This window comes from Streptomyces alkaliphilus, assembly GCF_014141535.1.
In the GTDB taxonomy this organism is placed as follows: domain Bacteria; phylum Actinomycetota; class Actinomycetes; order Streptomycetales; family Streptomycetaceae; genus Streptomyces; species Streptomyces alkaliphilus.
The window spans coordinates 1-26,638 of the sequence record NZ_VKHT01000003.1 but is presented as its reverse complement, the minus strand read 5'-3'; the positions used below and the strand labels follow the sequence as shown (position 1 = coordinate 26,638).

At 74.1% G+C, this 26,638-nt stretch carries 14 protein-coding genes and 1 pseudogene; all 15 read right to left on the bottom strand.

The window, feature by feature from the left end:
- The coding region (locus FNQ90_RS00285; RefSeq protein WP_323379702.1) for a condensation domain-containing protein at window positions 1-2,726 on the bottom strand (2,726 nt) is incomplete at its 3' end.
- Window positions 2,727-2,828: 102 nt separating this feature from the next.
- Window positions 2,829-4,457 carry a (2,3-dihydroxybenzoyl)adenylate synthase gene (locus FNQ90_RS00280; RefSeq protein ID WP_182604388.1) on the bottom strand — a complete coding sequence of 543 codons (1,629 nt, stop codon included), beginning with the start codon at window positions 4,455-4,457 and terminating at the stop codon, window positions 2,829-2,831.
- A 59-nt stretch (window positions 4,458-4,516) separates the two neighbouring features.
- Complete coding sequence (locus FNQ90_RS00275) at window positions 4,517-5,749, bottom strand: cytochrome P450 family protein (protein ID WP_182604387.1); 1,233 nt, start codon at window positions 5,747-5,749, stop codon at window positions 4,517-4,519.
- A gap of 112 nt (window positions 5,750-5,861) precedes the next feature.
- Window positions 5,862-7,703 carry an asparagine synthase (glutamine-hydrolyzing) gene (gene asnB, locus FNQ90_RS00270; protein WP_182604386.1) on the bottom strand — a complete coding sequence of 614 codons (1,842 nt, stop codon included), beginning with the start codon at window positions 7,701-7,703 and terminating at the stop codon, window positions 5,862-5,864.
- Window positions 7,704-7,754: 51 nt separating this feature from the next.
- Entirely contained in the window at window positions 7,755-9,503 is a 1,749-nt protein-coding gene (locus FNQ90_RS00265) for a class I SAM-dependent methyltransferase (RefSeq protein ID WP_182604385.1), read from the bottom strand.
- Window positions 9,500-10,693 (bottom strand): class I SAM-dependent methyltransferase, encoded by a 1,194-nt coding sequence (locus FNQ90_RS00260; RefSeq protein ID WP_182604384.1) that lies wholly within the window; start codon window positions 10,691-10,693, stop codon window positions 9,500-9,502. Before FNQ90_RS00260 ends, FNQ90_RS00265 begins: the two co-directional genes overlap by 4 nt.
- Window positions 10,690-11,841, bottom strand: coding sequence for a saccharopine dehydrogenase NADP-binding domain-containing protein (locus tag FNQ90_RS00255; RefSeq protein WP_323379701.1), 1,152 nt, complete (start codon window positions 11,839-11,841; stop codon window positions 10,690-10,692). Before FNQ90_RS00255 ends, FNQ90_RS00260 begins: the two co-directional genes overlap by 4 nt.
- Window positions 11,838-13,595, bottom strand: coding sequence for an ABC transporter ATP-binding protein (locus FNQ90_RS00250; protein ID WP_182604383.1), 1,758 nt, complete (start codon window positions 13,593-13,595; stop codon window positions 11,838-11,840). Before FNQ90_RS00250 ends, FNQ90_RS00255 begins: the two co-directional genes overlap by 4 nt.
- On the bottom strand, window positions 13,592-15,592 hold the full coding sequence (locus tag FNQ90_RS00245; RefSeq protein ID WP_182604382.1) for an ABC transporter ATP-binding protein: 2,001 nt from the start codon (window positions 15,590-15,592) through the stop codon (window positions 13,592-13,594). Before FNQ90_RS00245 ends, FNQ90_RS00250 begins: the two co-directional genes overlap by 4 nt.
- Window positions 15,589-21,159, bottom strand: coding sequence for a non-ribosomal peptide synthetase (locus FNQ90_RS00240; RefSeq protein ID WP_182604381.1), 5,571 nt, complete (start codon window positions 21,157-21,159; stop codon window positions 15,589-15,591). Before FNQ90_RS00240 ends, FNQ90_RS00245 begins: the two co-directional genes overlap by 4 nt.
- Entirely contained in the window at window positions 21,156-22,862 is a 1,707-nt protein-coding gene (locus tag FNQ90_RS00235; protein WP_182604380.1) for an ABC transporter ATP-binding protein, read from the bottom strand. The genes FNQ90_RS00240 and FNQ90_RS00235 overlap by 4 nt, the downstream gene beginning before the upstream one ends.
- Window positions 22,859-23,731: an ABC transporter permease gene (locus tag FNQ90_RS00230; RefSeq protein WP_182604379.1), complete on the bottom strand. Its 873-nt coding sequence runs from the start codon at window positions 23,729-23,731 to the stop codon at window positions 22,859-22,861. Before FNQ90_RS00230 ends, FNQ90_RS00235 begins: the two co-directional genes overlap by 4 nt.
- A 23-nt stretch (window positions 23,732-23,754) precedes the next feature.
- The gene (locus tag FNQ90_RS00225) at window positions 23,755-24,726 is read right to left on the bottom strand and encodes an ABC transporter permease (RefSeq protein WP_182604378.1); all 972 of its coding nucleotides are present in this window, start codon (window positions 24,724-24,726) and stop codon (window positions 23,755-23,757) included.
- Window positions 24,723-26,291, bottom strand: coding sequence for an ABC transporter substrate-binding protein (locus FNQ90_RS00220; protein ID WP_182604377.1), 1,569 nt, complete (start codon window positions 26,289-26,291; stop codon window positions 24,723-24,725). The genes FNQ90_RS00225 and FNQ90_RS00220 overlap by 4 nt, the downstream gene beginning before the upstream one ends.
- Window positions 26,292-26,406: 115 nt before the next feature.
- Window positions 26,407-26,638 (bottom strand): annotated as a pseudogene (locus FNQ90_RS00215) (VOC family protein); the annotation flags it as partial.

The window sequence follows — 26,638 nt, the reverse complement described above, 5'->3', positions numbered from 1 at the left end:
GGCGGGAGGGATTCGACCCGGTCCATCCAGTACTTCTCGGCCGCGGCCCGGGCGTCGGGGTCCGGGCTCACGCCGACCACGTAGTCGCGGAAGGACAGCTCCACGGGCGGGAGCGGGGCGTCGAGGTCCTGGTAGAGGGTGCCGAGTTCGGCGTAGAAGCCGAGGACGCTCAGCGCGTCCAGGACGAGGTTGTCCAGGCCGACGCCGATCCGGAAACGCCGGCCCGCGCGGGCGACGCGGATGTCGAACAGCGGCCACCGGGCGGGATCGAATACCTGGTGGGACATGGCCTCGCGCAGGTCCGCGAAGCCCTCCTGTCCGGTGTCCGTGACGCGCACGGTGAAGCGGGGCACGTCCTCCGGGACGCGGATGTCGCCGCGTTCGTCGAACACCGCGCGCAGCATTTCGTGGCGTGCGATCAGCCGGTTGACGGCCTCCTCCAGACGGTCCGTGTCCAGGTCGGTGACGTCGTACTCGCGGTAGAAGTGGCAGCCGATGCCGCCCAGGGTGAATCCCTCCGCGCGCCCGAGCCAGTAGGCCCGCTGCACGTCGGTGGGAGGGAACGGCTCGTGCCTTCCCGCCGGGTCGGTGCGCAGCGCGGGGAGGGCGGGGGCCGGCTGCCCGGTCGGGCCGGGGCGCAGCCGTGCCGCGAAGTCGGCGAGCACGGGATGCTCGAACAGGACGGTGATGTCGACGCCCTCGAAACCGGCGGCGCGCAGCCGGGTCAGGCAGCGGGTGGCCAGCAGGCTGTCGCCGCCGAGCGTGAAGAAGCCGTCCCCGCGGTGGATGTCCCGCACGTCCAGCAGGTCCCTCCAGATGTCCGCGACGGCCTCCTCCACCGGGCCCCGCGGCGGCTCGGACGCGGCGTCGTCCCGCGTCCGATCCCCGTCCCGATGCCCCGAAGCCGAAGCCGAAGCCGGAACCGGAACCGGACCGGGCGCCGAACCCGAAACCGGGCCCGTCCGGACCGGCTCACGGGGTCCGAGCACGTCGATGCGTCCGCCGGGCAGGTACCGGGCGCGTACGCCGGTCGGCCGGCCGTCGACCTCCAGCTCACCCGGGACCATGGCGGGACGCGTCCGGCCCCGGGCGTCGATCACGCGGCTGCGGTCGTCCCCGACCCCGTCCGGCACCGGCTCCGGTGCGGGACGGTCCCAGGCGGCGTCCGTGCCGTCCGCGGCGAGCAGCTCGAACAGGGACCGGTAGGCGGCGAACATCGCGTCGAGCACGCCCTCGGCGAACAGGGTCTCCCGGGCGTCCCAGTTCACCAGCAGGCCGCCGCGCACCTCCGACAGTTGGGCGTCCAGCCACACCTGCGGCACCTGGGAGACGACCCACTCCGGCTGCCCGAAGATCTCCTGGAACTCCTCCGAGAACAGTTCGCCCACGTTCAGCGCGCTGGTGTAGACGACGGGTGCCAGCACCTGTTCGCCGTGGTGTGCGCGGGAGAGGTCGCGCAGTACCTCGACGCCGGAGTACGCGCTGTGTCCGGCGGCGTCCTGGAAGGCGGACTGGACCCGCCGGGCGCGCTCGGCGAAGTCGGCGGGCCGGGAGGTGTCGACGGCGAGGAGCAGGGAGTTGGTGAAGTCGCCGACCACCCGGTCGACTTCGGGATGGAACCGTTCCCGTTCGAACAACGGCAGGTTCAGCATGAACCGGGGGTGCTCGCTCCAGGCCGCCATCACCTCGGCGAACACGGTCGCGGCGGCCATCGCGGGGGTCACCCCGCGGCGCCTGGCCCGCTCCGTGAATCGGGCGCGCTGCTCGGGGGTGAGCAGGAAGTGCCTCCGGTCGACCCGGGTGTGCTCCGCGTCCCGGGCGTCGTCGACCAGCGGCAGCGCGGGACCCGGGGGCAGGTCGGCCAGCCGCTCCCGCCACCAGGCCCGGGCCCGGTCCCGGGCCTCGGCGCGCTGCGTGGCGCGGGCGGCGAGATACCTCGGGAAGTCGTAGCCGACGGGCTCCGGCGGGCTCTGCGGGTCGGCGTACAGGGCGGCCAGGTCGGTCAGCAGGATGCGGAAGCTCATGGCGTCCGCGACCAGCATGTCCAGGTTGACGTGGGTACGGCCGGTGCCGTCGGGCAGCAGGGACAGCTGCACGTCGAAGACCTCGCCGACGGTGATGTCCAGCCGGCGGTGGGAGAGCCTGTCGCGCAGCTCCAGCAGGGCGCTCTCCGCCTTCTCCGGGCCGAGGGAGCGCAGGTCGTGGACGGTCGGGCCGGGCCACGGGGGCTCGGGCAGGACGTGCTGGAGCCCGTCCTCGTCGACCCGCACCCGCAGCATGGGGTGGTGACGCATCAGTGCCCGTACGGCGTTCTCCAGCCGCTCGGCGTCCACGGCGGGCCCGGCGAACTCGTGGTAGAAGTGCGCCCCCACCCCGCCGAACCGTTGACCGCGTTGCCGGCCGATCCAGTAGGCGTGCTGCATGGGCGCGAGTTCGAAGGGGACCGTGAGGTCCGCCCCCGGGGTCGGCTCCTCCTCGGCCGGGGCGGAGCGGGGGCGGTCCAGCAGCCGCCGCCAGGCGGCCAGCGTCGGGGTGCGGGCGAGTTCGGAGAACTCCACGTCGCAGCCGGCGGCGCGCAGCGCGCTCGCCACCTTCATCAGGGAGATCGAGTCGAGGCCGATCTCGATCAGGTGGTCGTCGTCCGAGATGGAGCCTTCCGGCTCGTCCAGCGCGTCGGCTATCAGCCGTCGCGCGTCCTCGATGAGTTCGTTCGGGGGGCTGTCCACCCGGGCCTCCTTGGGGTGTGTTCTCGGGGGTGGGACGGCTGGGCGATCACGCCGGGCGGATCACGGGTGCCGGGTCCCGTGTGCCGGGTCGGGCGTGCCGGGTCACGCCTCGCGGAGTCGTCGGGCGAGCTCCCGCCGGTTGACCTTGCCGAGTCCGGTGCGCGGGAAGTCGTCCATGATCCGCACCCGGTCGGGGTGCTTGTAGGCCGCGACGCCGCGGGCGGTGAGGTGGGCGAGGAGTTCACGGCGGGTCGGCGGAGTGCCCCCGGGAATGACGCAGGCCCAGGTGCGTTCGCCCAGGGTGTCGTCGGGAAGGCCCACCAGGGCCACGTCGTGGATCGCCGGGTGGGCCAGGAGGTGGTTCTCCACCTCCTCGACGGGGATCTTGTCGCCGCCCCGGTTGATGACGTCCTTGGTCCTTCCCTCCACCACCAGGTGTCCGCTCGGCAGCCGGCGCACCAGGTCCCCGGTGCGGTAGTGGCCGTCCGGGGTGAAGGCGGTCGCGTTGTGTTCCTCGGCCCGGTGGTAGCCGCGGATCGTGTAGGGGCCGCGCACCTGGAGTTCGCCCACTTCGCCGTCCGGCACCTCGCTCCCGTCCGGGGCCACGATCCGCACCTCGTCGCCCTCGGACAGGGGGCGGCCCTGGGTGGTGAGAACGAGCTCCGGCGGGTCGTCGGACCGGGTGAAGTTCAGCAGCCCCTCGGCCATGCCGTACACCTGTTGCAGGGAACAGCCGAGCAGCGGGCCGACCCGCCGGGCGGTCTCCTCCTTCAGGCGGCTGCCGCCGACCTGGAGCAGCTTCAGCGTGCCGGGCCGGCCGGCGCCCTGCTCGGCCGCGTCGAGCCAGGCCAGGGCGAGCGGCGGCACCAGGGCGGTGGCCGTGACGCCCTCGGATTCGATCAGCCGGAAGGCGTCGTGCGGGTTGGCGCCGGTGCTCAGCACGACCGTGCCGCCCGCCCACAGCGTGCCCAGCATGCCGGGGCAGGCGAGGGGGAAGTTGTGCGCCATGGGCAGGGCGGTCAGGTAGCGCGTGTCCTCGTCGAAGCCGCACACCCGGGCACTGGCCCGCACGTTGTAGTGGTAGTCGTCGTGGGTCCGGGGGATCAGCTTCGGCAGTCCCGTGGTGCCGCCCGACAGGAGCAGGACGGCCACCTCGGAGGGGTCCGGTTCCGGCGTGGTCCCGTCCTTTGGCCGCGAGGGCGCGGCGGCGACCACGTCCCCGTACGAGGTGAACCCGTCCGCGTCACCGACGACGATCACCTCCCGGACGGAGGGGACCCGCTCGCGCAGGCAGCGGGCCAACGGACGGTGGTCGAAGCCGGCGTGCTCGTCCGGGATCACGTAGGCGACGGCCCCGGAGAGCCGGGCCAGGGACACGATCTCGGTCTCGCGGTGCGCGGGCAGGGCGAGCACGGGCACCGCCCCCAGCCGGAACAGGGCGAAGCACAACGGGACGAACTCGATGATGTTCGGCAGGTGGACCAGGACGCGTTCGCCGGCCCGGATGCCGCGGGCCGCGAGGCCCGCGCGGAGCCGGTCGGCCTCCCGGTCCAGCTCCCGGTAGCCGAGCCGCCGTTCGCCGTCGGTCACGGCCGTGTGGTCGGGCCGCTCGCGGGCGCCGTCCCGCAGGATCGAACCGAGGGTGCTGCCCTGCCAGTACCCCTTCGCGCGGTAGTGATCGGCCGTGTCCTTCGGCCAGGGGACGAATCCGTCCGGGAATCCGGCGGCCATGCCGGCACCTCCTGTTGTCGGGACGACTGTGGTCGGGGCCCGGGGCCCGGGGCCCGGGGTCAGCGCGAGGCGGGACCCAGCCGCAGGGGCAGGGCCTCCAGACCGTGCATGGCGGTGGAGAAGCGCCAGCGCAGGGAGGACGGGTCCACCGCCGGTTCGATGTCCGGGAACCGGGCGAGCAACCGGCCGAAGGCGATCTCGCCCTCCAGCCGGGCGAGCGCGGCCCCGACGCAGAAGTGGATGCCGTGGCCGAAGGCCAGGTGGCCACCGGCCGGGCGGGTGATGTCGAGCCGGTCGGGCTCGGTGAACCGTCCGTCGCGGTTGGCGGCGAGCCAGGAGATCATCACGAAGTGGCCGGTGGGGATGGTGACACCGCCGAGGTCGACGGGTTCGGTCGCGTAGCGGGGGCTGGAGAGGTTGTTCGGGGTCTCGTAGCGCAGGAACTCCTCCACCGCCCCGGGGAGCAGTTCCGGGCGCTCCCTGAGCAGGGCGAGCTGGTCGGGGTGGCGCAGCAGGGCCAGGACGCCGCTGCTGATCAGGTTGACGGTGGTCTCGAAGCCGCCGGTCAGCAGGACGACGGCGGTGGCGATCAGCTCGTGACGGGAGAGCCGTCCGCCGTCGTCGTCGCTGACGTTCACCAGCCGGGTCAGCAGGTCGTCACCGGGAGCGCGGCGCTTCTCCTCGATCAGGTCACCGAAGTAGGACGCCATGCGCATGGACGCGGCGCCGATCTCCTCGGGGGTGACCGCGGCGACCATGGTGCGCGTCCACTCGGTGAAACGATCGCGGTCCCGGAAGGGGATGCCGAGCAGTTCGCAGATGACCCGGATGGGCAGCGGCAGGGCGTAGTCGGCGAGGAGTTCGCTGTCGGGGCCGGCCTTCTCCATGGCGTCGAGGAGTTCGTCGGCGATCGCCTCGACGCGCGGACGCAACGGGGCCACCGCCGCGGGGGTGAACACCTTGGTGATCAGGGACCGCAGTCGCGTGTGGTCCGGGGGGTCGAGGTTGAGCAGGTTCCTGGCCAGTTCGGGGGCGAAGTGGCTCTCGGTGTCCTCTCCGCCGCCCAGCCGGAGCCGTTCCAGTCGGTCGTAGACGCCGTCGCTGCTCAGCCGGGGATCGGTGACGGCGGCGCGGGCCTCCTCGTAGCCGGTGACGAGCCAGACGGGGAACCCTCCGGGGAGTTCGACGAAGCGGACGGGCGTGGCGGCGCGCAGGTCCGCGGCCACGGTGTGGGCGTCCTGGATGAAGTCCGGGCCCAGCGGCAGCGGGGCGGACGGAAGGGGGCTGTTCATGTGGTTCTCCGGGAGGTCGGGGTGGTGCGGGCCGGACACGCGGCCCCGGGTCGGCGGGGCCGGTGTCGGTGGGACCGGTGTGTCGGTGGTGCCGGTGGGCTCGGTGTGCCGGTTACGGCAGGATCAGCTCGGGGCGGTGGAGGTCGGCCCAGACGTGGAAGTCGAGGAGGCGTTCGAGTCCGGTGCGTTCGGCCCCGGTCAGGGCCGCCGCGTCGGTGTCGGCGGTGCGCCGGGCCCACGCCGGGTCGAAGACGGCGAACACCGGGTGGCCGTCGTCGTCGAGGACCCGCCGGGTCTGCTCCTGGAGGGCGGTGACGTACACCGGGTCCTGGGTGGAGGGGTAGGGGCTCTTGACACGTTCGGTGACCGAGCGGGGCAACAGGTCGGCCACGGCCTGCCGCAGCAGGCTCTTCTCGCGGCCGTCCATGGTCTTCACGGACCAGGGCACGTTGTAGACGTAGGACACCAGACGGTGGTCCGCGAACGGGACGCGGACCTCCAGCCCGGTGGCCATCGACATGCGGTCCTTGCGGTCGAGCATGGCCCGCACCAGTCGGGTGATGTGCAGGTGGCTGCTGGTGCGCATGCGCCGCTCGAAGGGGTCCTCGCCCGGCAGGTGCTCCACCCGGGCGACGGCGCCCGCGTACTCGTCGGCCACGTAGGCGCCGATGTCCAGGGCGGAGCGCAGTTCGGGACGGAGCGGTTCGGTGCGGTCGGCGGTGTAGGTGTTCTGGAAGGCGAGCCAGGGGAAGGTGTCCGCGTCGCGCGCGGCGGGATGGTGGAACCAGGCGTAGCCGCCGAAGAGTTCGTCGGCGAACTCGCCCGACAGGGCCACCGTCGAGTGTTCCCGGATGGCCCGGAAGAGCAGCAGCATGGAGCTGTCGATGTCGCCGAGCCCGATGGGCATGTCGCGGGCCGCGACGACGGCCCGGCGCAGCTCCGGATCGGTCAGCGCGCGGGAATCGAGGAGCACGTTCCGGTGGTCGGCGCCGATGTGCGCGGCGACGTCCCGGATGAACGGGGCGTCCGGGGTGTCCCGCAACTCGTCGGGCCGGAAGTTCTCCTCGTGGCCGGCGAAGTCCACCGAGAAGGTACGGGTCTTGTGTCCGACGGCGTCCTGGTGCCGGGCCGCGAGCGCGGTGATGGCGCTGGAGTCCAGACCTCCGGAGAGCAGCACGCACTGGGGCACGTCGGAGACGAGCTGTTCCGGCACGATCCCGCCGAGGAGCTCCGCCACCCGGGCGACGGTCGTCGCCGCGTCGTCGGTGTGCTCGGCGGCCTCCAGCCGCCAGTACGTGCGCCGGCGCAGCCCACCCGGATCGAGGGTCAGCACGGTGCCGGGCTCCACCTCGTGCAGGTCCTTCCACAGCGCCCAGCCGGGCGCCTTGGTGAAGCCGACCAGCTCCCGCAGGCAGGCGGTGTCCACGCGGCGCGCGAAGGCGGGGTTGGCGAGGACGGCCTTGGGTTCCGAGCCGAAGAGCAGTCCGTCACCGGTGCGGTGGTAGTACAGCGGCTTGACGCCCATGCGGTCGCGCACGAGCACCAGTCGCCGGTGCCGTTCGTCCCAGATGGCGAAGGCGTACATGCCGGTCAGTCGCTCGGCGACGGCGTCACCCCACTCCAGGTAGCCGCGCAACACCGCTTCGGTGTCGCTGCGGCTGGTGAACCGGTGCCCGCGGTCGGAGAGTTCCCGCCGCAGTTCGGTGTGGTTGTAGACCTCGCCGGAGTGGACGAGGGTGACCTCGCCGTCGGGCGTGTCGGCCGTCATGGGCTGCACGCCCCCCGGCAGGTCGATGACCGCCAGGCGCCGGTGCCCCAGCGCCGCGTGTCGGTACAGGCGCACCCCGCCGTCGTCGGGGCCGCGGTCGGCGAGGGTGGCGGTCATGGCGTGGACCGTGTCACCCCGCAGGGTGAGGTCCTGGTCGAACGCCACCCAACCGGTTATTCCGCACATGGTGTTCCTCGTTCTCGTATCGGATCGGCCGTCGGGCGGGCGGCCGGGTTCTCAGTCGGGGGAGCGCCGGGCGGCGAAGACGCGGTGCCCGAGGCGATCGAGTGGGTGGCCCGGCTCCGGGAGGTCCACGACCCGCGGGAGGCCGGCCGAGTCCAGGGCCTCGCGCCACTGGGACAGGGAGAGGAAGGTCGCCCCGGTCCGGGTCCGGGCGTCCCGGGCGTCGGTCAGCAGGAACGCCTGCGTGATCATCACCCAGTGCTCCTCGGCGGTCGGCTCGGTCAGGACGAGCCATCCGCCCGGCGCCAGCAGCCCGGCCAGCGACCGGAGGGAGGTGTCGGTGTCACGAGCCGCGTTGAGCACGCCGCCGGCGACGACGATGTCGAAGGAACCGGGCGCGAAGCCCTGTTCCCGGGTGGGCAGGTCGATGTCCAGCAGACCGAATTCGACCCCCGGTTCCGCGCCCCAGCGCCGCCGGGCCCGTTCCAGGAAGAACGGGGTGACATCGGTGAACAGGTACCCGAGGTCGGCGCCCCGGGCGGTGAGCGCGGGCAGGGCCCGCTCGGTCGTCGCGCCGGTGCCCGCCCCCACCTCCAGCACCCTCAACGGGCGGTGTCGCGGCCACCGATCGGCGATGGCGCCCAACAGGCCGCCGACCGCGTGGTGTTGGTAGCGAGCGGTGACACCCTCCCGGTACAGCGATTCCGCGAGGGCGGTGCTGCCCCGCGGGAAGAGCAACGAGACCGCGTCGGTCCCGCCGGTCAGCAGGTCCGGCAGCAGGCCGGCGCTGTGGCGCGCGTAGGCCACCGTGTCGACCGAGCCGGTGGTGGCCCGCCACGCCTTCTCCGCCTCGTCCCAGGCGTGGTCCGGGGCCCGACCGGTGTACTCCTCGTCCGGGGACGCGAGATGGAACCGGTCGCCGTGCCGGCGCAGCAGCCCCTCGGCGGTCAGCACGGCCAGCCAGCGCAGCACCAGGCCGTGGTGCCGCTCGGCGATCCGGCCCCCGCCCAGCACCTCGTCCCCGGTGTGCCCGGACGCGTTGGTGAACAGGCCCAGACGGCGGAGGGCCACGACCATCGACAGCAGCGAGGCCCGGGACACCAGATCGACGGCGGCCACGGCCTCGTGGAGGTCGACCCCGGCGAGCGCCCGGTCGGCGGCCGCCCGGGCGGCCCCGGCGGGATCGACGGGCTCGCCGCCGGGTTCCCCGGCGGCCGACCCCGGGCCCGGCGCCACATGGACCACCGAGACCCCCGTGCCGTCCCGGAGCGCGGCGGTACGGGCCTGCGGCAACGGCCCGTCGCAGTACACCACCGTGGCGAGCCGGCTCAGATCCACCAGAGGGGCGGAGGGGTCTTCCGGCAGGGCGGACAGCAGGTCGGCCGGGGCGAAGGCACGGTCGGCGCCGGTGCGCTCCAGCAGGGCCAGCGCCCTGGCGGGGTGGAGCGAGTCGTGGCCGCAGACCACGGCCGCTCCGGCGGCCCACGCGGCCAGCACGGCGTCACCGGACGCGTGGACGTAGTCGCCGAAGACGGCGACCCGGTGCGCCTCCTCCCCGTACGCCCCGCGCAGCCGGTGCACGAGGTCGTCCGGGTCCGCCGCCGGGGTTTCCGCCGCCCCGCCGGCCGCCCCGCCCGGTGCGAGGACGACGGCCAGCCGGCGGTCCAGCGCCTCGAACGCGGCACCGCCCACGCCCCCGGCGCGCAGGAGGTCGGTGCCCGTCAGCACCGTACGGCCGTGGAACAGGGCGGGCGCGTCACCCAGCCGTTCGAGGCCGGCGGCCACGGGATGCGTCGATGTCATGAGCTGCCCTCCGAGGGGGCGTCGGCGAGGAACAGGTACTGGCCGACCGAGGCGATGGGGGAGGAGGCGTGGGGCAGCGAACCCAGCGGGACCAGGCCCGCCGCCCGCAACTCGGCCTCCCAGCCGGCCGCGTCCAGGAACGAGCTGCCGGTCTCCCGCCTCCGGTCGCCGCTGCCCGGGCGGGGTCTGCCGGGCTCGGGCGAGAGCAGGAACGCCATCGAGGTGAGGATGGCCCGACTCTCGCCGACGGACTCCGTGAACACCAGCCGCCCGCCGGGGGCCAGCAGTTCCCGGACGCGGCGCAACGACGCCGCGGCGTCGGTCGCGTTGTGCAGGACGTTGCCCGCGAGGACGACGTCGGCGCTGCCGGGCTCCAGCCCCTGCGCCGTGAAGTCCCCGTCGATGTCGAGCAGCGCGCAGCGCAGGCCCGGGTGCGTCGGGGCGTACCGGTCCCGCGCGGCGACGGTGAACAGCCGGGAGACGTCCGTGAACAGGTAGTCGTGGTCGGCGCCCACACCCTCCAACGCGCCCAGCACCGCCGAGGTGCAGACCCCGGCGCCGGCACCGAGCTCCACGATCCGGGCCGCACGGGGACGGAGGCGCTCGACCACCTCCCGCACGGCGTGGCCGGCGGCCGCGTTGACGTAGTCGCCGGCCGCGCTCGTCTGGTACCCGGCGAGCGCGGTCAACGCGTCACCGTCGGGAAACAGCAGTTGCCGCACCGACACCTCGTCGCGCAGCAGCTCCGGCAGCCGGGCGAGCACCGAACGGTGGAAGGCGGGCATGACGGGCGGGAACCCGAGAGCGGCGTACGCCTCCTCCAGGTCTTCGTCCGCGCCCGCCGGGAGGTCTCCGGCCGCGCTCAGCCGCCGCCCGTCGTCGGAGCGGACCAGCACGCCGTCCGCGACGAGGGCGTCCAGCCACAGGCGCACGAGCCACACGTGCCGGGGGGCGACGGCCAGCCCGTCCATGATCCGCCCCGGGGTGCGGGGCGGGCCATCGGGTCGCAGCGCGCCACTCGCGGCGAGCAACGAGGCGACGGCGGCGAGACCGATCCGGCCCAGCGTGTCCATCGCCCCGGGCATCCGCCCGGGGTCGACGCCGGGGTTCCGGGAGCGCAGGGCGGACAGACCGGCGGCCCGGGCCCCGTCGAGCAGGGTCGCCGGGGTGGGCGCGGTGGTGTGGTTCACAGGACCCCCTCCTCCGCCGCGACCGGCTCGGTGTACGCCCCGTCGAGCACGGTCAATCCCTCGAACCCGGCCGCGGTCCCGACGGCCCGGAGCCGCTCCACGGTGGGGGCCGGGGACAGCGCCTCCCCGGCGAAGTGCCGGCCCGGCGCGACCTCGCCGCGCAGCAACGCCACCACCGCCAGGGCGGCGAGGGCACCGGTGAGACCGGAGTTGGAGCGTCCCCTCAGCACGGCGGTCCGGGTGCGCGGGCGCCCGTCCCGGGTCCCGTGGAGGCTCACCACCAGGCCGACGAAGGGTTCACGGCCCGCGAGATCGAGGCGGCTGGCCCCGCACAGGGCGGCCACCGCCTCCTGCGGGGCAAGGGTGCGCACCCGGTCGAAGGCCCGGCCGGTGTGCTCCCCGGCCAGGGCGGTGCACCAGTCGCCGTCCCGCACTCCCAGGGACCGGGCCAGCCGTTCCTCCTCGGGGCCGAGATGGGGCAGGAGCGCCACCGGCCCGGGGAAGAAGGGCAGTTCGACCCGGGTGGTGCGGACGCTCGCGGCGGAGCGGCGGGCGCCGTCCCGCCAGGCGGCGAGCATCTCGACGCGTCCCTCCTCGGCGGCCCGGAGGTAGTCCTCGGCCGCCGTGACCGTGAACCGGTCCCGTACGCACAGATGGGCGGAGAGGCGGTCGACCTCGTCGAAGTCGCGGGCGGCGACCCAGCGCGGGAGCAGCGCGGTGAGCCCGGGCTTCAGGCCGGCCGAGAGCACCGCCCCCCGCCCGGCCGAGGCCCACGCCTGCGGGTCGAGCCGGTCGTGCAGCGGTTCGTCGCCCGCCGCGTCCACGTAGTCCGCTCCCGCGCGCAGGGCCGCCCGCGCGAGACGGTCACCGATCCGGTGCGAGGGCCCCGCGCAGTTCACCAGGACCCGGCAGCCCTCCGCGAACGCCGCCACCGAAGCGTCGTCGGTGAAGTCCACGCGCCCGTGCTCGGCGGCGGGGCGGCCCCGGCCGTCGGCGCCGGACAGTTCCGTGTCGGCGAAGCGGCGGGCGGCTTCGGCGTTCCGGCCGCCGATCCGCAGGGGGCCGAGGCCGGAGCCGTACAGCAGCCGGGCGGCGCTCGCGCCGACCTCCCCGTACCCGCCGATGACGCCGATTCTGCGAGTGGTCACCGTCCGACACCCCCCTCCGGCGCCGTGGGGACCAGGCGCCAGCCGTCGCCGCGCCGCCGCTCGTTCCAGAACGCGGTGTACCGTCCCCCGGCGGCCAGCAGCTCCTCATGGGTGCCGACCTCGGCGACACCGCCCCCGTCGAGGACGAGGATCCGGTCGGCGGCCACCACCGTGGGCAGCTTGTGGGCGATGACCAGCAGCGTGGAGTGCTCCATGAGGGTGCGCAGCGCCCGCTGCACGTACCGCTCGTTCTCCGGGTCGAGGGCGGCGGTGGCCTCGTCGAGCAGGACGATCGGAGCCCGCTTGAGGATGGCGCGGGCCACCGAGACCCGCTGGCGTTCGCCGCCGGACAGCGACATGCCGCCCTCGCCGACCCGGGTCTCCCAGCCCCGCGGAAGCCGGGCGACGAGTTCGTCGACCCCGGCCAGCCGGGCGGCCTCGCGCACCTCCGCATCGGAGGCGTCGGGCCTGCCCACCCGGATGTTGGCCTCCAGCGTGTCGTTGAACAGGTACACGTCCTGGAACACCAGCGACAGCTGGGACATCAGGTCCTCGCCGGTCAGCTGTCGTACGTCCACGCCACCGACCCGCACACTGCCCGAGTCGACGTCGAAGAAGCGGGCGATCAGCCGGGTGAGCGTGGTCTTGCCGGCGCCGGAGGGACCGACGACGGCCGTCATCGTGCGGGCCGGCACCCGGAAGGAGACATCCCGCAGCACGGGTTCACCCGGTCGGTAGCCGAAGCCGACGCGGTCGAACTCGATCTCCCCCGGAGCGGTGAGCGGCCGGGACTCCTCCGGCTCCGCCAACGGCGGCTCGTCGAGGATCTCGACGAGCCGGCGCAGGTCGTTGCCCGCCATCCGCAGGGCGCCGGCCCGGGCGGCGGCCTCGGACAACGGCCCGGTGAACCGGGCCGTCAGCGCGAGCAGCGCGACCAGTCGCACCGGCTCGATGGAGCCGTCGACCGCCAGCAGCGTGCCGACGGTGATCAGCGCCGCGAAGGACAACTGCACCACCAGACCGCCGGAGAGGATCTTCGGGAAGGTCTCCGCGAGCCACCGTCCGCCCGCCGTGCGCTGGGCGGCGATCGCGTCCTCCAGCGGCCGGTAGCCGCCGGAGGCGCGGCCGAAGGCGCGCAGCGTCTGCTGGTTGCGGGCGTACTCGACGACCCGACTCGCGGCCACGGTCGCGGCGGCGTCCGCGCGTTCCTCGCCCCGGCCGACCGCCGCCGCCGACCAGCGGTGGGTGAGCAGGATCAGCGGCGCGCACAGCACCGCCGTCACCCCCAGTCGCCAGTCGAAGACGAACAGGGCGACGGCGATCGTCGCCGGTGTCAGCACACCGGACACCACGGGTGCCAGCAGGTGCGCGGTCACCGTGGTGACGCTCTGCACCCCGCCCGTCGCGCTCCTCGACAGCCGTCCGGTGGTCTCGGTGGTGAACCATCCCAGGGGCAACCGCGCCACGTGGTCGCCCAACCGGTCGTGCAGGGTGCCGAGGGTCACCAGGGACAGGCCGAAGCCCTTCATCGCCTGGACGTAGCGGGCCACGCAGGTCGCGGTCACGACCACCGCCATCACCGCGAGCCACCGCAGGGCCTGCCCGGTGTCCCCTCGCAGCAGCGCGTCGAGCACCGGGACCAGCAGGGCCATCGACACGCCCTGCAGTACGGCGTAGCCGACCAGCCAGGCCAGATAGGTGCGCAGGGCGCCGCGATGGGCCGGGCCGAGGATCCTCGCCAGGTCCCGGATCATGCCTCGCTCCTCTCGGGCCGTCCGGAGTCCGTCCCCGGTGCCGTGTTCGCGTGTGTGCCGTCCTCGGGGGCCTCGTCCCCGGGGGCCTCGGCTCCGGGGGCCTCGGCTCCGGATGTGTCGCCCCCGTACGCGTCCCACATCCGCGCGTAGGTGCCGCCTCCGGCGATCAGCTCCCGATGCGTTCCGGTCTCGACCAGGCGCCCGCCCTCGAGCACGGCGATCCGGTCGACGCCGACGATCGTGGACAGCCGGTGGGCGATGACCAGGACCGTGCGGCCCGTCGCCACGGCGGACAGCGCGTCCTGGATCCGGGCCTCGGACTCCGGGTCGGCGAACGCCGTGGCCTCGTCCAGCACCAGTACCGGGGTGTCGGCGAGCAGGGCCCGCGCGATGGCGAGCCGCTGCGCCTCCCCGCCGGAGAAGCGGGCCTCCTCGCCGATCACCGAGTCGTAGCCGCGCGGCAGTTCGGTGATCCGCTCGTGGATCTGCGCGGCCGTGGCGGCGGCGAGGAGCTCCTCGTCCGTGGCGTCGGGACGACCCAGGCGCAGGTTCTCCGCCACCGTGCCGTGCAGCAGCTGCACGTCCTGCAGGACGAAGCCGACCGTGCGGTACAGCTCCTCGGGGGCGATGTCGCGCAGGTCGGCCCCGCCGACGCGGATCGCGCCGTCCGTGACGTCGTGGAACCGCAACAGCAGCTTCGCCAGCGTCGACTTGCCGGCGCCGGAGGGTCCGACCAGGGCCGTCACCGTCCCCGGACGACAGGTCAGGCTGACGCCGCGTACGGCGACCCCGTCCGGCTCACCGGACGCGCGCGAGGCCCCGGACCCGCCGTCGGGGCCGTCGGAGCCATCGGGGCCGACCTCGCCGTCGGGGCTCCCGTAGCCGAAGGTGACGTCGTCGAATTCCACCAGGTGGCCGCGGGGGTGTACCGGCCGCTCGGCGACCGGCAGCACGGGCGTGGCGAGCAGCGAGGTGATCCGTTCGGCCGCGGCGCGGGCCGCGCCGCGCGCGGTGAAGCCCTCGTTGACGGTCTGGAGCGTGGTGGGGATGATCAGCGCGACCAGCACCTGGGCGAGCACGTCGATCGGTCCGACCCAGCCGCGTTCCACGAACCAGATGCCGCCCGCCAGGCTCACCACGGCGATCACGGGTGCCGACAGTGCCATCGAGGTCGACGCCTCCAGACGGAGCATCGGGCGCACCCACCCCTCGTAGCGTCGGCCGAAGGAGTGGGTGGCCTCGCGGTAGGCGTGGTGGGCGCGACCGGTGGTCCCGAAGGACTTCACCACCGCGATGCCGTGCACGAACTCCACGATCGCCGCGCTGACCCGCCCGAACGCGGTGTCCATCTGCTGGAGCTTGTCGCCGATGCCGCGCATCATCCAGCCGTAGGCGAGGGCGTACAGGGGCAGGGTGGCCATCGCCAGCAGGCCGAGCCGCCAGTCCAGCCAGAACAGGTAGGTCAGTCCGCCGAGCGGGAGGACCACCGCGGCGGCCGCCTCGACGTCGTGGTGCGCGACCAGGTGGTGCAGGTCGTTGAGGTCGTTCTGCGCGGCCTTGCGCACCTGCCCCGAGGTGGTCGCCGAGTACCAGCCGAGGCCGACCCCGCCGAGCCGGTCCACCATCCGACGGCGCAGCAGGGCCTGGAGGCGGGAGTCCGCGACGTGGGTGAGCCACAGGGCCACCCCCGTGCAGGTCCAGCCCAGGGCCAGCCCGAGCACGATGACCACGACGATGCCGGCCGCCCTGCCGCCGTCGACGCCGTCCGCCCGCAACAACTCCTTGGCCAGTTCGGCTATGCCGATGAAGGGGACCAGCGTGGTGAGCGCGCCGAGCCCTCCGAGGAGAACACCCGCGCGGGTCAGCCCGGCGACGGGGCGGCGCAGTTCGCGGAGCGCCGCTTGCGCGTCCTTCGGCGGGTGGGAGGGTCCGCCCCCGGCTCCGGGGGCGGGGTGTTCCTCCGTTCCCGCCGGGCCGTCCACGGTGGTGGATGTCATGACCTCTGTCCTCCGTCGATTCGCGCGCCGATGTGCCGGGCCACCTCGGTGACCTGCGGGGGCTCGATGACGCTGAAGTGGTTGCCGGGCACGTCGATCACGTCGAACCGGCCCACGCAGGTCTTCTCCCAGAACTTCTGCGCGAGGTGGCCCACCCCGGCGGTGATGCCGAAGGACTGCTCCTCCACCGCCCGCAGGAAGGTCATGTCGCCGAAGTACGGCTCGGGTTCGATGTGCGCGGCGAGCACGCTGTGGCGGAACACCCGGTACAGGGCGGGGATCAGTTCGGGACCCACCGGGACCCCGGCCCGGCCGGCGGAGTGCCGTGCGTACCGGGCGAGCCGTTCGTCCGGGGAGATCGCGCTCTGTTCCCGTACGGCGGCGGCGACGGCCTCCAGGCCGGGGTCGCCGGACAGTTCCGCCATGGCCCCGGCGGGCACCCGGCCACCGTGCCGCCGGGTCAGCAGCTCGAACGCCCGGTAGATGTCGGCGCTGTCGACCTCGCCGCCGAAGACGACCTCGGCGGGGTCGAGATCCAGGTTGGGGACGAAGACGGCTTCGAGGGCGAGTTCCTCGTCGGTGTCGACCAGCATCGGGATGCTGTCGACGAGTGTGAGGTCCACCTCCTCCACCCCGCGCTCCAGCATGCGTCGGGCCACCTCGGTGGCGGTCAGCCCGCCCAGGCAGTAGCCGATGAGCTGGAAGCGGGTGTGCCCCTCGGCGAGCAACCGCTCGGTGTAGTCGTCGGCGATCCGCGCGATGAGATCCCTCGGCTCCACCGCGACGTACTCCTCCGGGTCCGCCACCGCGAGTCCGAGCACCGGTCCCAGATCCTGGGCGACGAGTTCCCTCGCCAGGGAACGGAAGTAGTCCATGGTGCCCAGCGCCGCGTGGAACAGCACCCGCGCGGGACGCCCGTCACCGGCCCCGTCGCCGCCGAAGGGGATGATCAACGCGTTGCTGCGCGCGGCCCGGCGGCCCAGCAGTCCGCCGACGCCCGTGCCACCGGCGGGGGCGGCTTCCGCGGTCGGTTCGCCGGCGGCCTCGCCGGTGCCCGAGCGCAGGGACGCGGCGAGCGCGGCCACCGTGGGCTCGTTCAGCATCTGCCGCAGCAGGGTGTCGAACGGGACGTCGGCCGCCTCCTCGACCTCCTCCCTCAACCGCCCGGCGACCCGGGCCAGCACGAGGGAGTCCGCGCCGAGGTCGAAGAAGTTGTCCCCCGGCCCCACCGGTCGTGGCAGTCCGAGCGCGGACGCCCACAACCGCCCGAGCCTGCCCTCCAGATCTCCCGCCTCGGCGGTGTCCGTCGCGGTGTCGTGGGTCTCGGGGGCGGCGAGCCGCCAACCGCTCAGCGTCCGGCGGTCGATCTTGCCGTTGGCGGTGACCGGCAGCGCGTCGACGACCTGGAGCCGGGCCGGAACCATGTGGGTGGGGAGCCGCTCGGCCAGGAAGGCCCCCAGCTCCTCACCGCTCACCCGGGCCCGGCCGGTCTTGAAGCGGGCCGCGAAGAGGTGCATGCCCTGCGCGGCCATGGGGTGGTCGTCGTCGGGCAGGGACAGCACCGGCTCGCCGCCCACCTCCTCCACCAGCGTCGTCCACCGCTCCCGGGTCAGCAGCTTGCTGTGCCCCCGGGCCCGGTCCCCGCCCTCCGGCTCCATCATGAAGCCCTGGGTCAGCAGCAGATGCGGGTGCTCACCGGTCGGCTCGGTGAACACCAGCCAGCCGTCCCCGTCCAACAGTCCGGCCACGGTGGCCAGGGCCGCGCGCGGGTCCCGGACGCTGTTGAGCATGCCCGAGCAGACGACGACGTCGTACGAGCACGGGGCCAGCCCCTGGGCCCGGGGGTCGCCGTCCAGGTCGAACCGGCCGAAGCGCATCCGGGGCCGGTCGCCGAAGCTCTCCCGCGCGGCGGCGAGGAAGAACGCGGAGACGTCGGTGAAGTGGTAGTCGACGTCGTACCCCTCGAGTAGCGGGACGATCCGGGAGGTCATCGCGCCGGTGCCCGCCCCCGTCTCGAGGATCCGCAGCCGGGAGCCCTCCGCGCGGCTCGCCGCGACGCGGTTGAGCAGGGCGGCGGCGCCCTGGTTGAGGTGGCGGGCGATGGAGTCGTCGGCGTACAGGGCCAGCGCCACGTCCGTGCGGCCCTCGGGGAAGAGCAGTTCGAAGGGGTCCTGTTCGCCGTCCAGCAGCGCGTCCAGCCGCTCCACGTGCTTCTCGTGGTACGCCACGAACTCCCGGGTGCAGAACCCCGCCGGAACGCCGAGTTCGGCGACCCGGCGCCAGGCCGCGGCCACCTCCTCGTCATCCGTCGCGCGCAGCCGCGCGTACCGGTCCGACGCGGGGTCGTGGCGCAGCCAACCGTGCTCGGTGAGGGCGGTGAGCCAGCGGCGTACCAGCCAGTGGTGCCGCTCGTGGACCCGGGCGACCGCCAGGACCTCCTCGGCCGTGTGCTCCCGGTCGTCGGCGGTGAACAGGCCGCGTCGGCACAGCGCGCCCAGCATCGCCGCGAGCGCCGCGTCGTGCAGTCGGCGCACGTGGTCGGTGACCCCGGACGTGTCGAGGGTGCTCGTCTCCCGGTCCGCGGCGGCACGGGCGGCCGTGGTGATCCGGTCGAGGGCCTCCGGCGGGAGGGCCTGCCCGGGGTCGGCCTCCGACGGCTGGACGAACCCGAGCAGCACCCGGTCCTCGCGTCCCTCCCCCGACGCCACCACGGCGGCGGCGGCCGCCTTCGGGTGGGCGAGCAGCGCCGCCTCGATCTCGCCGAGTTCGACGCGGTGCCCGCGGATCTTGACCTGGTTGTCCTCGCGGCCCAGGAACTCGATCGCGCCGCCGGGCAGATACCGCCCCCTGTCGCCGGTGCGGTAAAGGCGTTGACCATCCACCGGGTGGTGGAGGAAGCGCGCGGCGGTCAGTTCCCCGTCGCCCCAGTACCCCTCGGCGAGACCGGCACCGGTGATGTACAGCTCGCCGGGCACCCACACGGGGGCGTCCCGCCACGCGTGGTCGAGCACCCGGAAGCCCTGGTTCGCGAGCGGGGTGCCGTACGGGATGCTCGCCGCCCCCGGTTCAACCCGTTCCACGGGGTGGTGGATCGACCAGATCGCGGCCTCCGTCGCACCGCCCAGGCCGATCACCCGCAACCCCGGGACGAGGTTCCGTATCCGGTCGGGCAGGGTGACGGGTATCCAGTCGCCGGACAGCAGCGCCAGCCGCAGCGAACCGACGTCGCCGGATTCGGAGGCCAGGTAGTCGGCGAGCATCCGGAGTTGGGCGGGCACGGTGTTCCACACCGTGACCTTGTGGGCGGCGATCAGCTCGGCCCAGTGGGAGGGATCGGACCGGCGATCGGACGCGGGCAGGACGAGCGCCCCACCGGCCGACAGCGGACCGAAGATGTCGTACACCGACAGGTCGAAGCCCAGTTGTGCCACCCCGAGGACGCGGTCCCCCTCGGTGACCCCGAACCGTTCGTTGACGTCCACGACGGTGTTGAGCGCCGCCCGGTGAGTGATCATCACGCCCTTGGGATCGCCCGTGGACCCCGAGGTGTAGATGAGGTAGGCCAGGGAGTCGTCGGGCACCACGACGGGTCGGTGGTCCGCCGGTTCCACCCGGTCCACGGCGATCACCCGCGGCCCGTCCGGCCACCCCTCCCGCTCGGCGAGCCGGGACCGGGTGAGGACGTGGCGCACCCCGGCGTCGAGGAGCACCTTGTTCCGGCGCAGGGCGGGCTGGGTGGTGTCCACCGGAAGGTAGGCGGCACCGGCGAGCAGCGTGCCGAGCACGGCCACGACCTGATCGGCGCCCTTGTCCATGACGACGGCGACGCGCTCCGAGGGCCCGACGGGCGGTGAGGCCGACAGCAGCGCGGCGGCCACCCCGTTCGCCCGGCGGAGCAGCTCCCCGTAGGTCAGCGTCCCCGCCGGGGTGATGACGGCGGGCGCGTCCGGGGTCCGCTCGGCCCGGCGCAGCACGGCCTCGTGCAGCAGCCCCTCGGGCAGCGGGCGCGCGGTGTCGTTGACCCGGCGTCGTTCCTCGGCCTGCCAGTCGGGCAGACCGACGGGCCGGGGGTCCAGCCACGCCTCGTCGGAGTCGGCGAGGCGGCCGAGCAGCGCACCCATCGCGGCGAACATGTCCTCGACCAGGCCCTCGGGCAACATGCCCTGCCGGACGTCCCAGTTGACCTCCAGGCCGTCGGCGTCGTCGGTCACCTGGCAGTCGATGAGGACCTGCGGGGTCTGCGTGATGCCGTACCCGGTGCGTCGCCGCGGGGCGCGGTCCGCCCCGGCGGTTCCGCCCGGTCCCAGACCGATCGCCCCGGTGAACACGACCGGCATCAGCGCCGCCTCGCGTCCGCGCCGGCGCGCGATCTCCCGGATCACCTCGACGCCCGAGTACAGCCGGTGGTCGAGGTCGGCGAAGAGCCGGGTGCCGATCGCGGCGGCCCGCTCGTGGAAGGCCGTGTCCGCGCCGCCCTCGACCGCGAGCAGGTTCACCGAGGTGAAGTCGCCGATCAGACGGTCCACCTCGGGGTGGAGCGGGAGCCGGTTGAGGAGGGTGAGGTTGAGGGTGAACCGGGGCTGCCGGCTCCAGCGCTCCAGGACCAGGGCGTAGGCGGTGAGCACGGTCGTGGCGGCGGTCAGGCCGTGGCCCCGGGCGCGTTCGCACAGTCGGAGCCAGCGCTCGGCGGACAACCGGAAGTGGTGCCGTTCGAAGCGGGCGGGGACCGACGCCTCCGAGCGGCCGGTCGGCATCGGGAGTTCGGGCGCGGGGGGCAGCTCATCGACCCGGGCCAGCCAGTGGTCGCGGTCGCGCCGGTGGCGGGCGCCGTCCCGCAGTCCCCTCTCCGCCAACAGGTAGTCCCGGAACCGCACGGTGAGTTCCGGGAGTTCGCCGCCGTCGAGGATCACGTCGAGTTCGTCGAGCAGGATGCCCGCGCTGGCCCAGTCCGCGATCAGCGCGTCCAGCGAGATGTGCAGCACGTCGCCGTCGTCGGTGCGGGTGAGCCGCACCTCGAACAGCGGCCAGGTGGTCGTGTCGTACAGCCGGTGTCCCAGCTCGGCCCGGACGGACTCGAAGTGCGTTTCCACCGCGGCGGGTTCGGCGCCCCGCAGATCCACGCACCGCACGGTCAACCCCGGCACCTCGGGCAGTACCCGCTGCAGGCCGTCCGGCTCGATGACGGCGCGCAGCATGTCGTGCCGGGCGACGAGCCGGTTCCAGGCGTCCTCCAGCGTGTCCGGGTCGAGCCGGGGGTAGGTCACCTCCAGGTAGCCGTGGCAGGCGACGCCTCCGTAGGCGAAGGGGTCGTGCCGACCCAGCAGATAGGCGGTCTGCACGTCGGTCAGCGGGAACGGCTCGTGACGGGCCCCCGGGTCGGCGGTGACCGTCCGCGTCGCGTTCCGCTCGTCGAGCAGTTCCAGGATGGTCGCCTTGTGCTCGCGCAGGGCGGCCCGGCGTTCCTCGGTGAGCACCCCCCGCGGTGCTCTGAAACGGAGCTGTCCGGACTCCGCCCAGAGGTCGACGCCCAGGGCCTTGAGTTCGCTGATGAGCTCGGTCGCGGTCATACGAGTGAGGCTCCTCGGTCGGTGTCGTACGGAGTTGGACGGACCGCGCCCGCGGGCGCGGTGAGCAGCCGTGTCACCTGCTCCTCGGGGCTGTCCCCGGGGGGCAGCAGGACGGGGGTGGGGCCGGTGGCGGCCACCCGCCCGTCGGCCAGGACGAGCAGCCGATCCGAGGCGTCCCGTGCCACCCGGGCGTCATGCGTGATCAGGAGGACGGCGAGGCCGGTGCGGGCGCGCAGCTCGGCGAGCAGCGCCAGCACACCCTCCTGCGCCACGGTGTCGAGCGCGGAGGTGGCCTCGTCGCAGATCAGTACGGACGGCCGCGCCGCGAGCGCCCGGGCCAGTGCCACCCGCTGCCGTTGCCCGCCGGAGAGCTCACCGGGCAACCGCCCGGCGAAGCCCGGTGGCAGGTGAACGGACTCCAACAGGTCCCGCACGCGGCGGTCGAGTTCCGCACGGTCGGTGATCCCGCACAGCCGCTTCAGCGGTCGTACCAGGGCGGTCCGCACGTCCTGCCGGGGGTGCAGGGCCTCCGCCGGGTTCTGGGCGACCAGCCCGACGGCCGCGCGCTCGCGCCGGTCGCGCCCGCGCACGTCCGGGGCCAGGGGGGTGCCGCGCAGCGCCACGGTGCCGGCGGCGGCCGGGTGCAGGCCGGTCAGGCAGCGCGCCAGGGTGCTCTTGCCCACCCCGGACACGCCCAGCACCGCCAGGCATTCGCCGTCCTCCACGGCGAGGTCCACGCCGTGGAGCACGGTGGTGGAGCCGTGGCGGGCGACGAGTCCGGACGCCCTCAGCACAGGGCCGTCGGTTTTCCCGGAATCGGAACCGGCGGCGGTGTCCGGGGGGTTCGCCCCGTGGAGGGGGGCTCCGGTGTCCGGGGCCGTCACCGCCGTGGGCGCGCCGGCCCTCCCGGAGGCGGGGGGCGTCCGCGTGTGCCGCGCGGTGGACCGGGTGCCCGCGGCCACCAGCCGCCGGCCCGCGGCCGACCGCGGTGCGGTGAGGACCCGCCGCGCCGGCCCCTCCTCCGCGATCCGGCCGCCGTCGAGCACGATCACCCGATCGGCGAACGCGCCCACCGCGATCAGGTCGTGGCTGATCCACACCATCCCGATGCCGCGTTCGCGCAGCGCCCCGAGTTCACGGAGCACCCCGGCCTTGGCCGGCGGGTCGAGAGCGGTGGTCGGCTCGTCCAGGATCAGGACCGCCGGGTCGCGGGCCAGGGCGGCGGCGAGCACGACCCGCTGTTGCTGGCCCCCGGAGAGCTGGTGCGGGTAGCGGCGGGCGAAAGCGGTGTCGCCGGGCAGCCCCACCCGCTCCAGCAGCCGGCGCACCGTCGTGTCCCTTTCCCCGCGCGGGAGCCGGCCGGCGGCGGTGAGGAGGGTCGTGCGGATCCGGGCGTACGGGTTGAGAGCGGCACCGGGGTCCTGGCCGACGTATCCGATCAGGGAGCCCCGCACCCCGGCGGGTGCATGCGGCAGGATGTCCGCCCCGCGCACGCGGACGCGGCCACCGGTGTGGCGGATCCCGTCCCGGAGGTGGCCGAGCAGGGCGAGCGCCAGGGTGGTCTTGCCGGATCCGGAGGAGCCGACGACGGCCAGGCTCTCGCCCCGGGTCAGGGACAGGTCCACCCCGTCCAGTACCGGGCCGTCGGCGGTCTCCAGGCGCAGGCCCTCCGCTGTGAGGAAGGTCGAGGAGTCGGCTGTCATGCGAGCACCTTCCGGGAACGGTGACCCGCGGAGTCGGCCGCCAGGTTGACCGTGACCGCGACCAGCGCCACGGCCAGCACCGGGGCCAGCAGTGCCAGGGGTTGGAGGGAGGCACCGGGGAGGGCCTCGACGATCAGCCGTCCCCAGTCGGCGTCGGACGAGCCGCCCACCCCCAGGAAGCCGGCGGCGGCGACCAGGTACACGGCCCCGGTGAACCGGATGCCCGCGTCGGCGAGCAGCGCCCCCGCCACCAGGGGCAGGACCTCCCGGCCCAGCAGCCGGCACCGGCTCTCGCCCCGGGCGATCGCGGCCTCCACGTGGGCCCGCCCCACGACCTGTTCCGCCGCCGCGTACGCCACCCGGGCCGACAGCGGTGTCCCGGCCAGGGCGATGGCGGTGATCAAGCCGACCCGTCCCGGCAGGGCGGTGAGGATCAGCAGGACCAGCAGCACGGGGGGTACGGCCGCCAGGGCGTCCAGGGGGCGCATCAGCAGCATCCGCGGCAGGCGGGACCGGGCGCCGGCGAGGGCGGTGAGCAGCCCGGCCGAGGCGCCGAACACACTGCCGATGCCGACCGCGAGCAGGCCCGTCAGCAGCAGCGGTCGTCCGCCGTGCAGCACCATGGACAAAACGTCCCGGCCCAGGTGGTCGGTGCCGAGCGGGGCGCCGGCGGCGGGCGGCCGGTACGGCGGCCCCGGGGTGGCGGTCGGGCCGTGCGGGGCGAGTTCGGGCCCCAGCAGGATCAGCAGCAGCCCCGTGGCGCACAGACCCCACCAGGCGTACGCGGCCCGGGGCCCCGTGCGGCTCGTCCCGCTCCCGCCGCCGGTGCCGATCCCGCCCGTGGGAGCCGTGGGAGCCGTGGGGCTCATGGGGGCCGTGGGGATTCCTCCGCTCATACGGCGCCTCCGGTACGCAGCCGGGGCGTCAACAGGACCACCGCCAGGTCCGCGAGCACGAGGGCCAGCAGCATGGCCGCCCCCAGGATCATCACGATGGCCTGCACCACGGGCAGATCGCCGCCGAGCACGGCGGTCACCAGCAGGTCGCCGACGCCCGGGTAGGCGAACACCCTCTCCACCAGGACGGCGCCACCGACCAGGCCGACGCCGGTCACCAACCACACCTGCACGGCGACCGGCAGCACGGCCGGCACCACGGCGGTGCGCAGGATGGTGCGCTCGCGCACCCCCGTCAGCCGCAGGAACTCCACCCGGGGCCCGGCCAGCACGCTCACCGCGCAGGCCCGGATGACGCGGATCGAGTAGGCGGAGGCGACGAGCAGCAGGCTGAGGACGGGCATCACGAGCATGTCCGGGTGTCGGATCGGGTGGTCCCCGGCAGGGATCAGCGATACCGCGGGCAGCAGGCCGAGGCCGACCGCGAACAGCAGCACCAGTCCGCTCGCGATCACGAACTCGGGGACGGACACCAGGAGCAGCGCCCCCGTCGACACCGTCCGGTCGGCGGGCTTTCCGGGGCGCCGGGCGGCGTACAGCCCGGCGGCCAGCGACACCGGGACCAGCAGCAGGACGCACAGGCCGGCCAGGAGCGCCGAGTGGCCGACGCGGTCGGCGAGCATCTCGGAGACCGGCTTGCCGGAGAAGGAGGTGCCCGGATCCCCCCGGAGGAGGCCGCCGAGCCACTGCGCGTACCGGGTGAGGACCGGCTCGTCCAGACCCCGGGCCGCCCTGAGCTCGGCGACGCGCTCGGGCGTCGCGTTCGGGCCGAGGCGGGCCGTGACGGGGTCGCCGGGCAGCAGGTCGACGCCGACGAAGACCAGGAGGGACAGCACGGCCAGCAGGGCGCCGCCGGTCGCCACACGCAGGGCGAGGCGGCGCCCGACCGGGCCGGCGAGGAGGGTCACGCCAGACCGGCCTTGCCGAGGTAGGGGTACTTCGCCTGGTCGCGCACCTCGATGCCCGCCACGTTCGTCCGGGCCAGGCTGAGGATGTCCGCCACGCCCCAGACCACCGTGTTGCCCCGGTCGGCCATCACGTCCTGCGCCTTCGCCCAGGCCGTGCGGCGTTCCGCGTCCGTCCGGGCGGCCATCGCCTCCCCGAACGCGGCCCCGAACTCATCGTCGGGCAGGGCGAACGAGGGGTAGGCGGCCATGCGTCCGTAGATGACGGGCAGGGGCAGCGGACTGCTGGAGAACGTCACCGAGTCGGCCTCTTCGAGGGCCGCCGGGTCGAAGAACTCGGCGAGGGAGACGATCTGCTCCTCGGCGTCCAGACCGATCTCGCGCAGCTGCTGCACGAACAGTTTCGTGGAGTCGTTGTAGCCGGCCTCGTACTCGGCGGAGCGGGCCACGACCTTGGCGCCCTCGGCGCCGGCCTCCTTCACCAGCCTGCGGGCCTCCTCCAGGTCCCGCTTCAACGGGCGGGCCTCGCTGAAGTACCGGGCGCCCTTGCAGAACAGGTCGTTGCCCGGCTCGCCGTAACCGAGCAGCACGGTCTCGACGAGCCGGGCGCGGTCGACGGCCAGGCGGGCGGCCCGGCGCACCTTCGGGTCGTCGAAGGGGGCTCGATTGGCGTTGAGGACGAAGGCGAAACCGGTGCGGTTGGTGTCGCCCGCGGTGCGTATCTCCAGGTCCGATCCCTCGATGCCCGCCTTGGCGGTGCTGAACGGGATGTCGCCGGCGTAGTCGGCCTGACCGGTGCGCACCGCGTTCACCCGGGCCTGCGGGTCGGAGACGCTGGAGAACACCAGTTCGTCGGTGGGTGAGGCGCCGCCCCAGTACTCCTCGAAGCGCGTCAGGCGGGTCTCGCGGCCCGCCTCGAAGGCGGCGACGCGGTAAGGGCCGGTGCCGATCGCGTTCTCCGTCGAGAAGTCGGTGGCCCCGCTCCTGACCATCTTCGCCGGGAAGGAGGCGAGCATGGTGGCCGGGTCGCCGATCGGCTGCACCGTGGGGACGGTGAGGGTGTGCTCGTCCTCGACGGTCACGTTCCCCATGTCGAAGTACATCTGGAGCTCGCTGGGCAGGGGCCGGTCCGGGGAACTCATGTAGCGGAAGCTGTGGGCCACGTCGTCGGCGGTGAACGCGGACCCGTCGTGCCAGAGCACGCCCTCGCGCAGCCGCAGCGTGAAGGACATGCCGTCGGCGGCCGGTTCGGCGTCGGTGGCGAGTGCGGGCTCGGGGGCCCCGTCCCTCAGGATGAACAACGAGTCGTAGATGACGTCGTTGCGGACGAAGTCCACGGGGGAGGTCCCGGCGAAGGGGTCCAGCGACTCCGAGGCGCCGGCACCGGCGAACACGGCCCGCAGGGTGCCGCCCTCGACCGGGGTGTCCGACGTGGCGTCGGACGCGGCGCCGTCGGTGCCGCCGGGGGTGTCGGAGGAGCCGCCGCAGGCGGCGAGCAGGGATCCGGCGCCGACGGCGCCCAGGAGGGCTCCGGTGGATCGGATCAGGGTGCGGCGGGGCAGTGACATGGGTGGCCTCCGGAGCCTTTCGTGGTGCGGAAGTACGGGGGGAGCGGTGAGACGGGCACGGAACAGGCGGTTCCGGAGGGGGAGCCGTCGTCGGGGGGCGAGTCGTACGGGTGGTTCACGGGGAGACCGCCCGGACGGTCGCGCCGTGCAACAGGGCCGGATCGGGGTCCTCGGCGAGGCCGCTGATCCGGATGGCGAGGACGCCGGTGACCTCGGCCGTGCGGAGTTCGAAGGCGGGGTCGCCGGCGAGGATGTGTTCCACGGCCGCCCGATCCCGCGGCCGTACACCCATCACGACGCCCGTCAGGCGTTCGGCACCGTTGGCGTGGTGCGACTCGGCGGGGTGC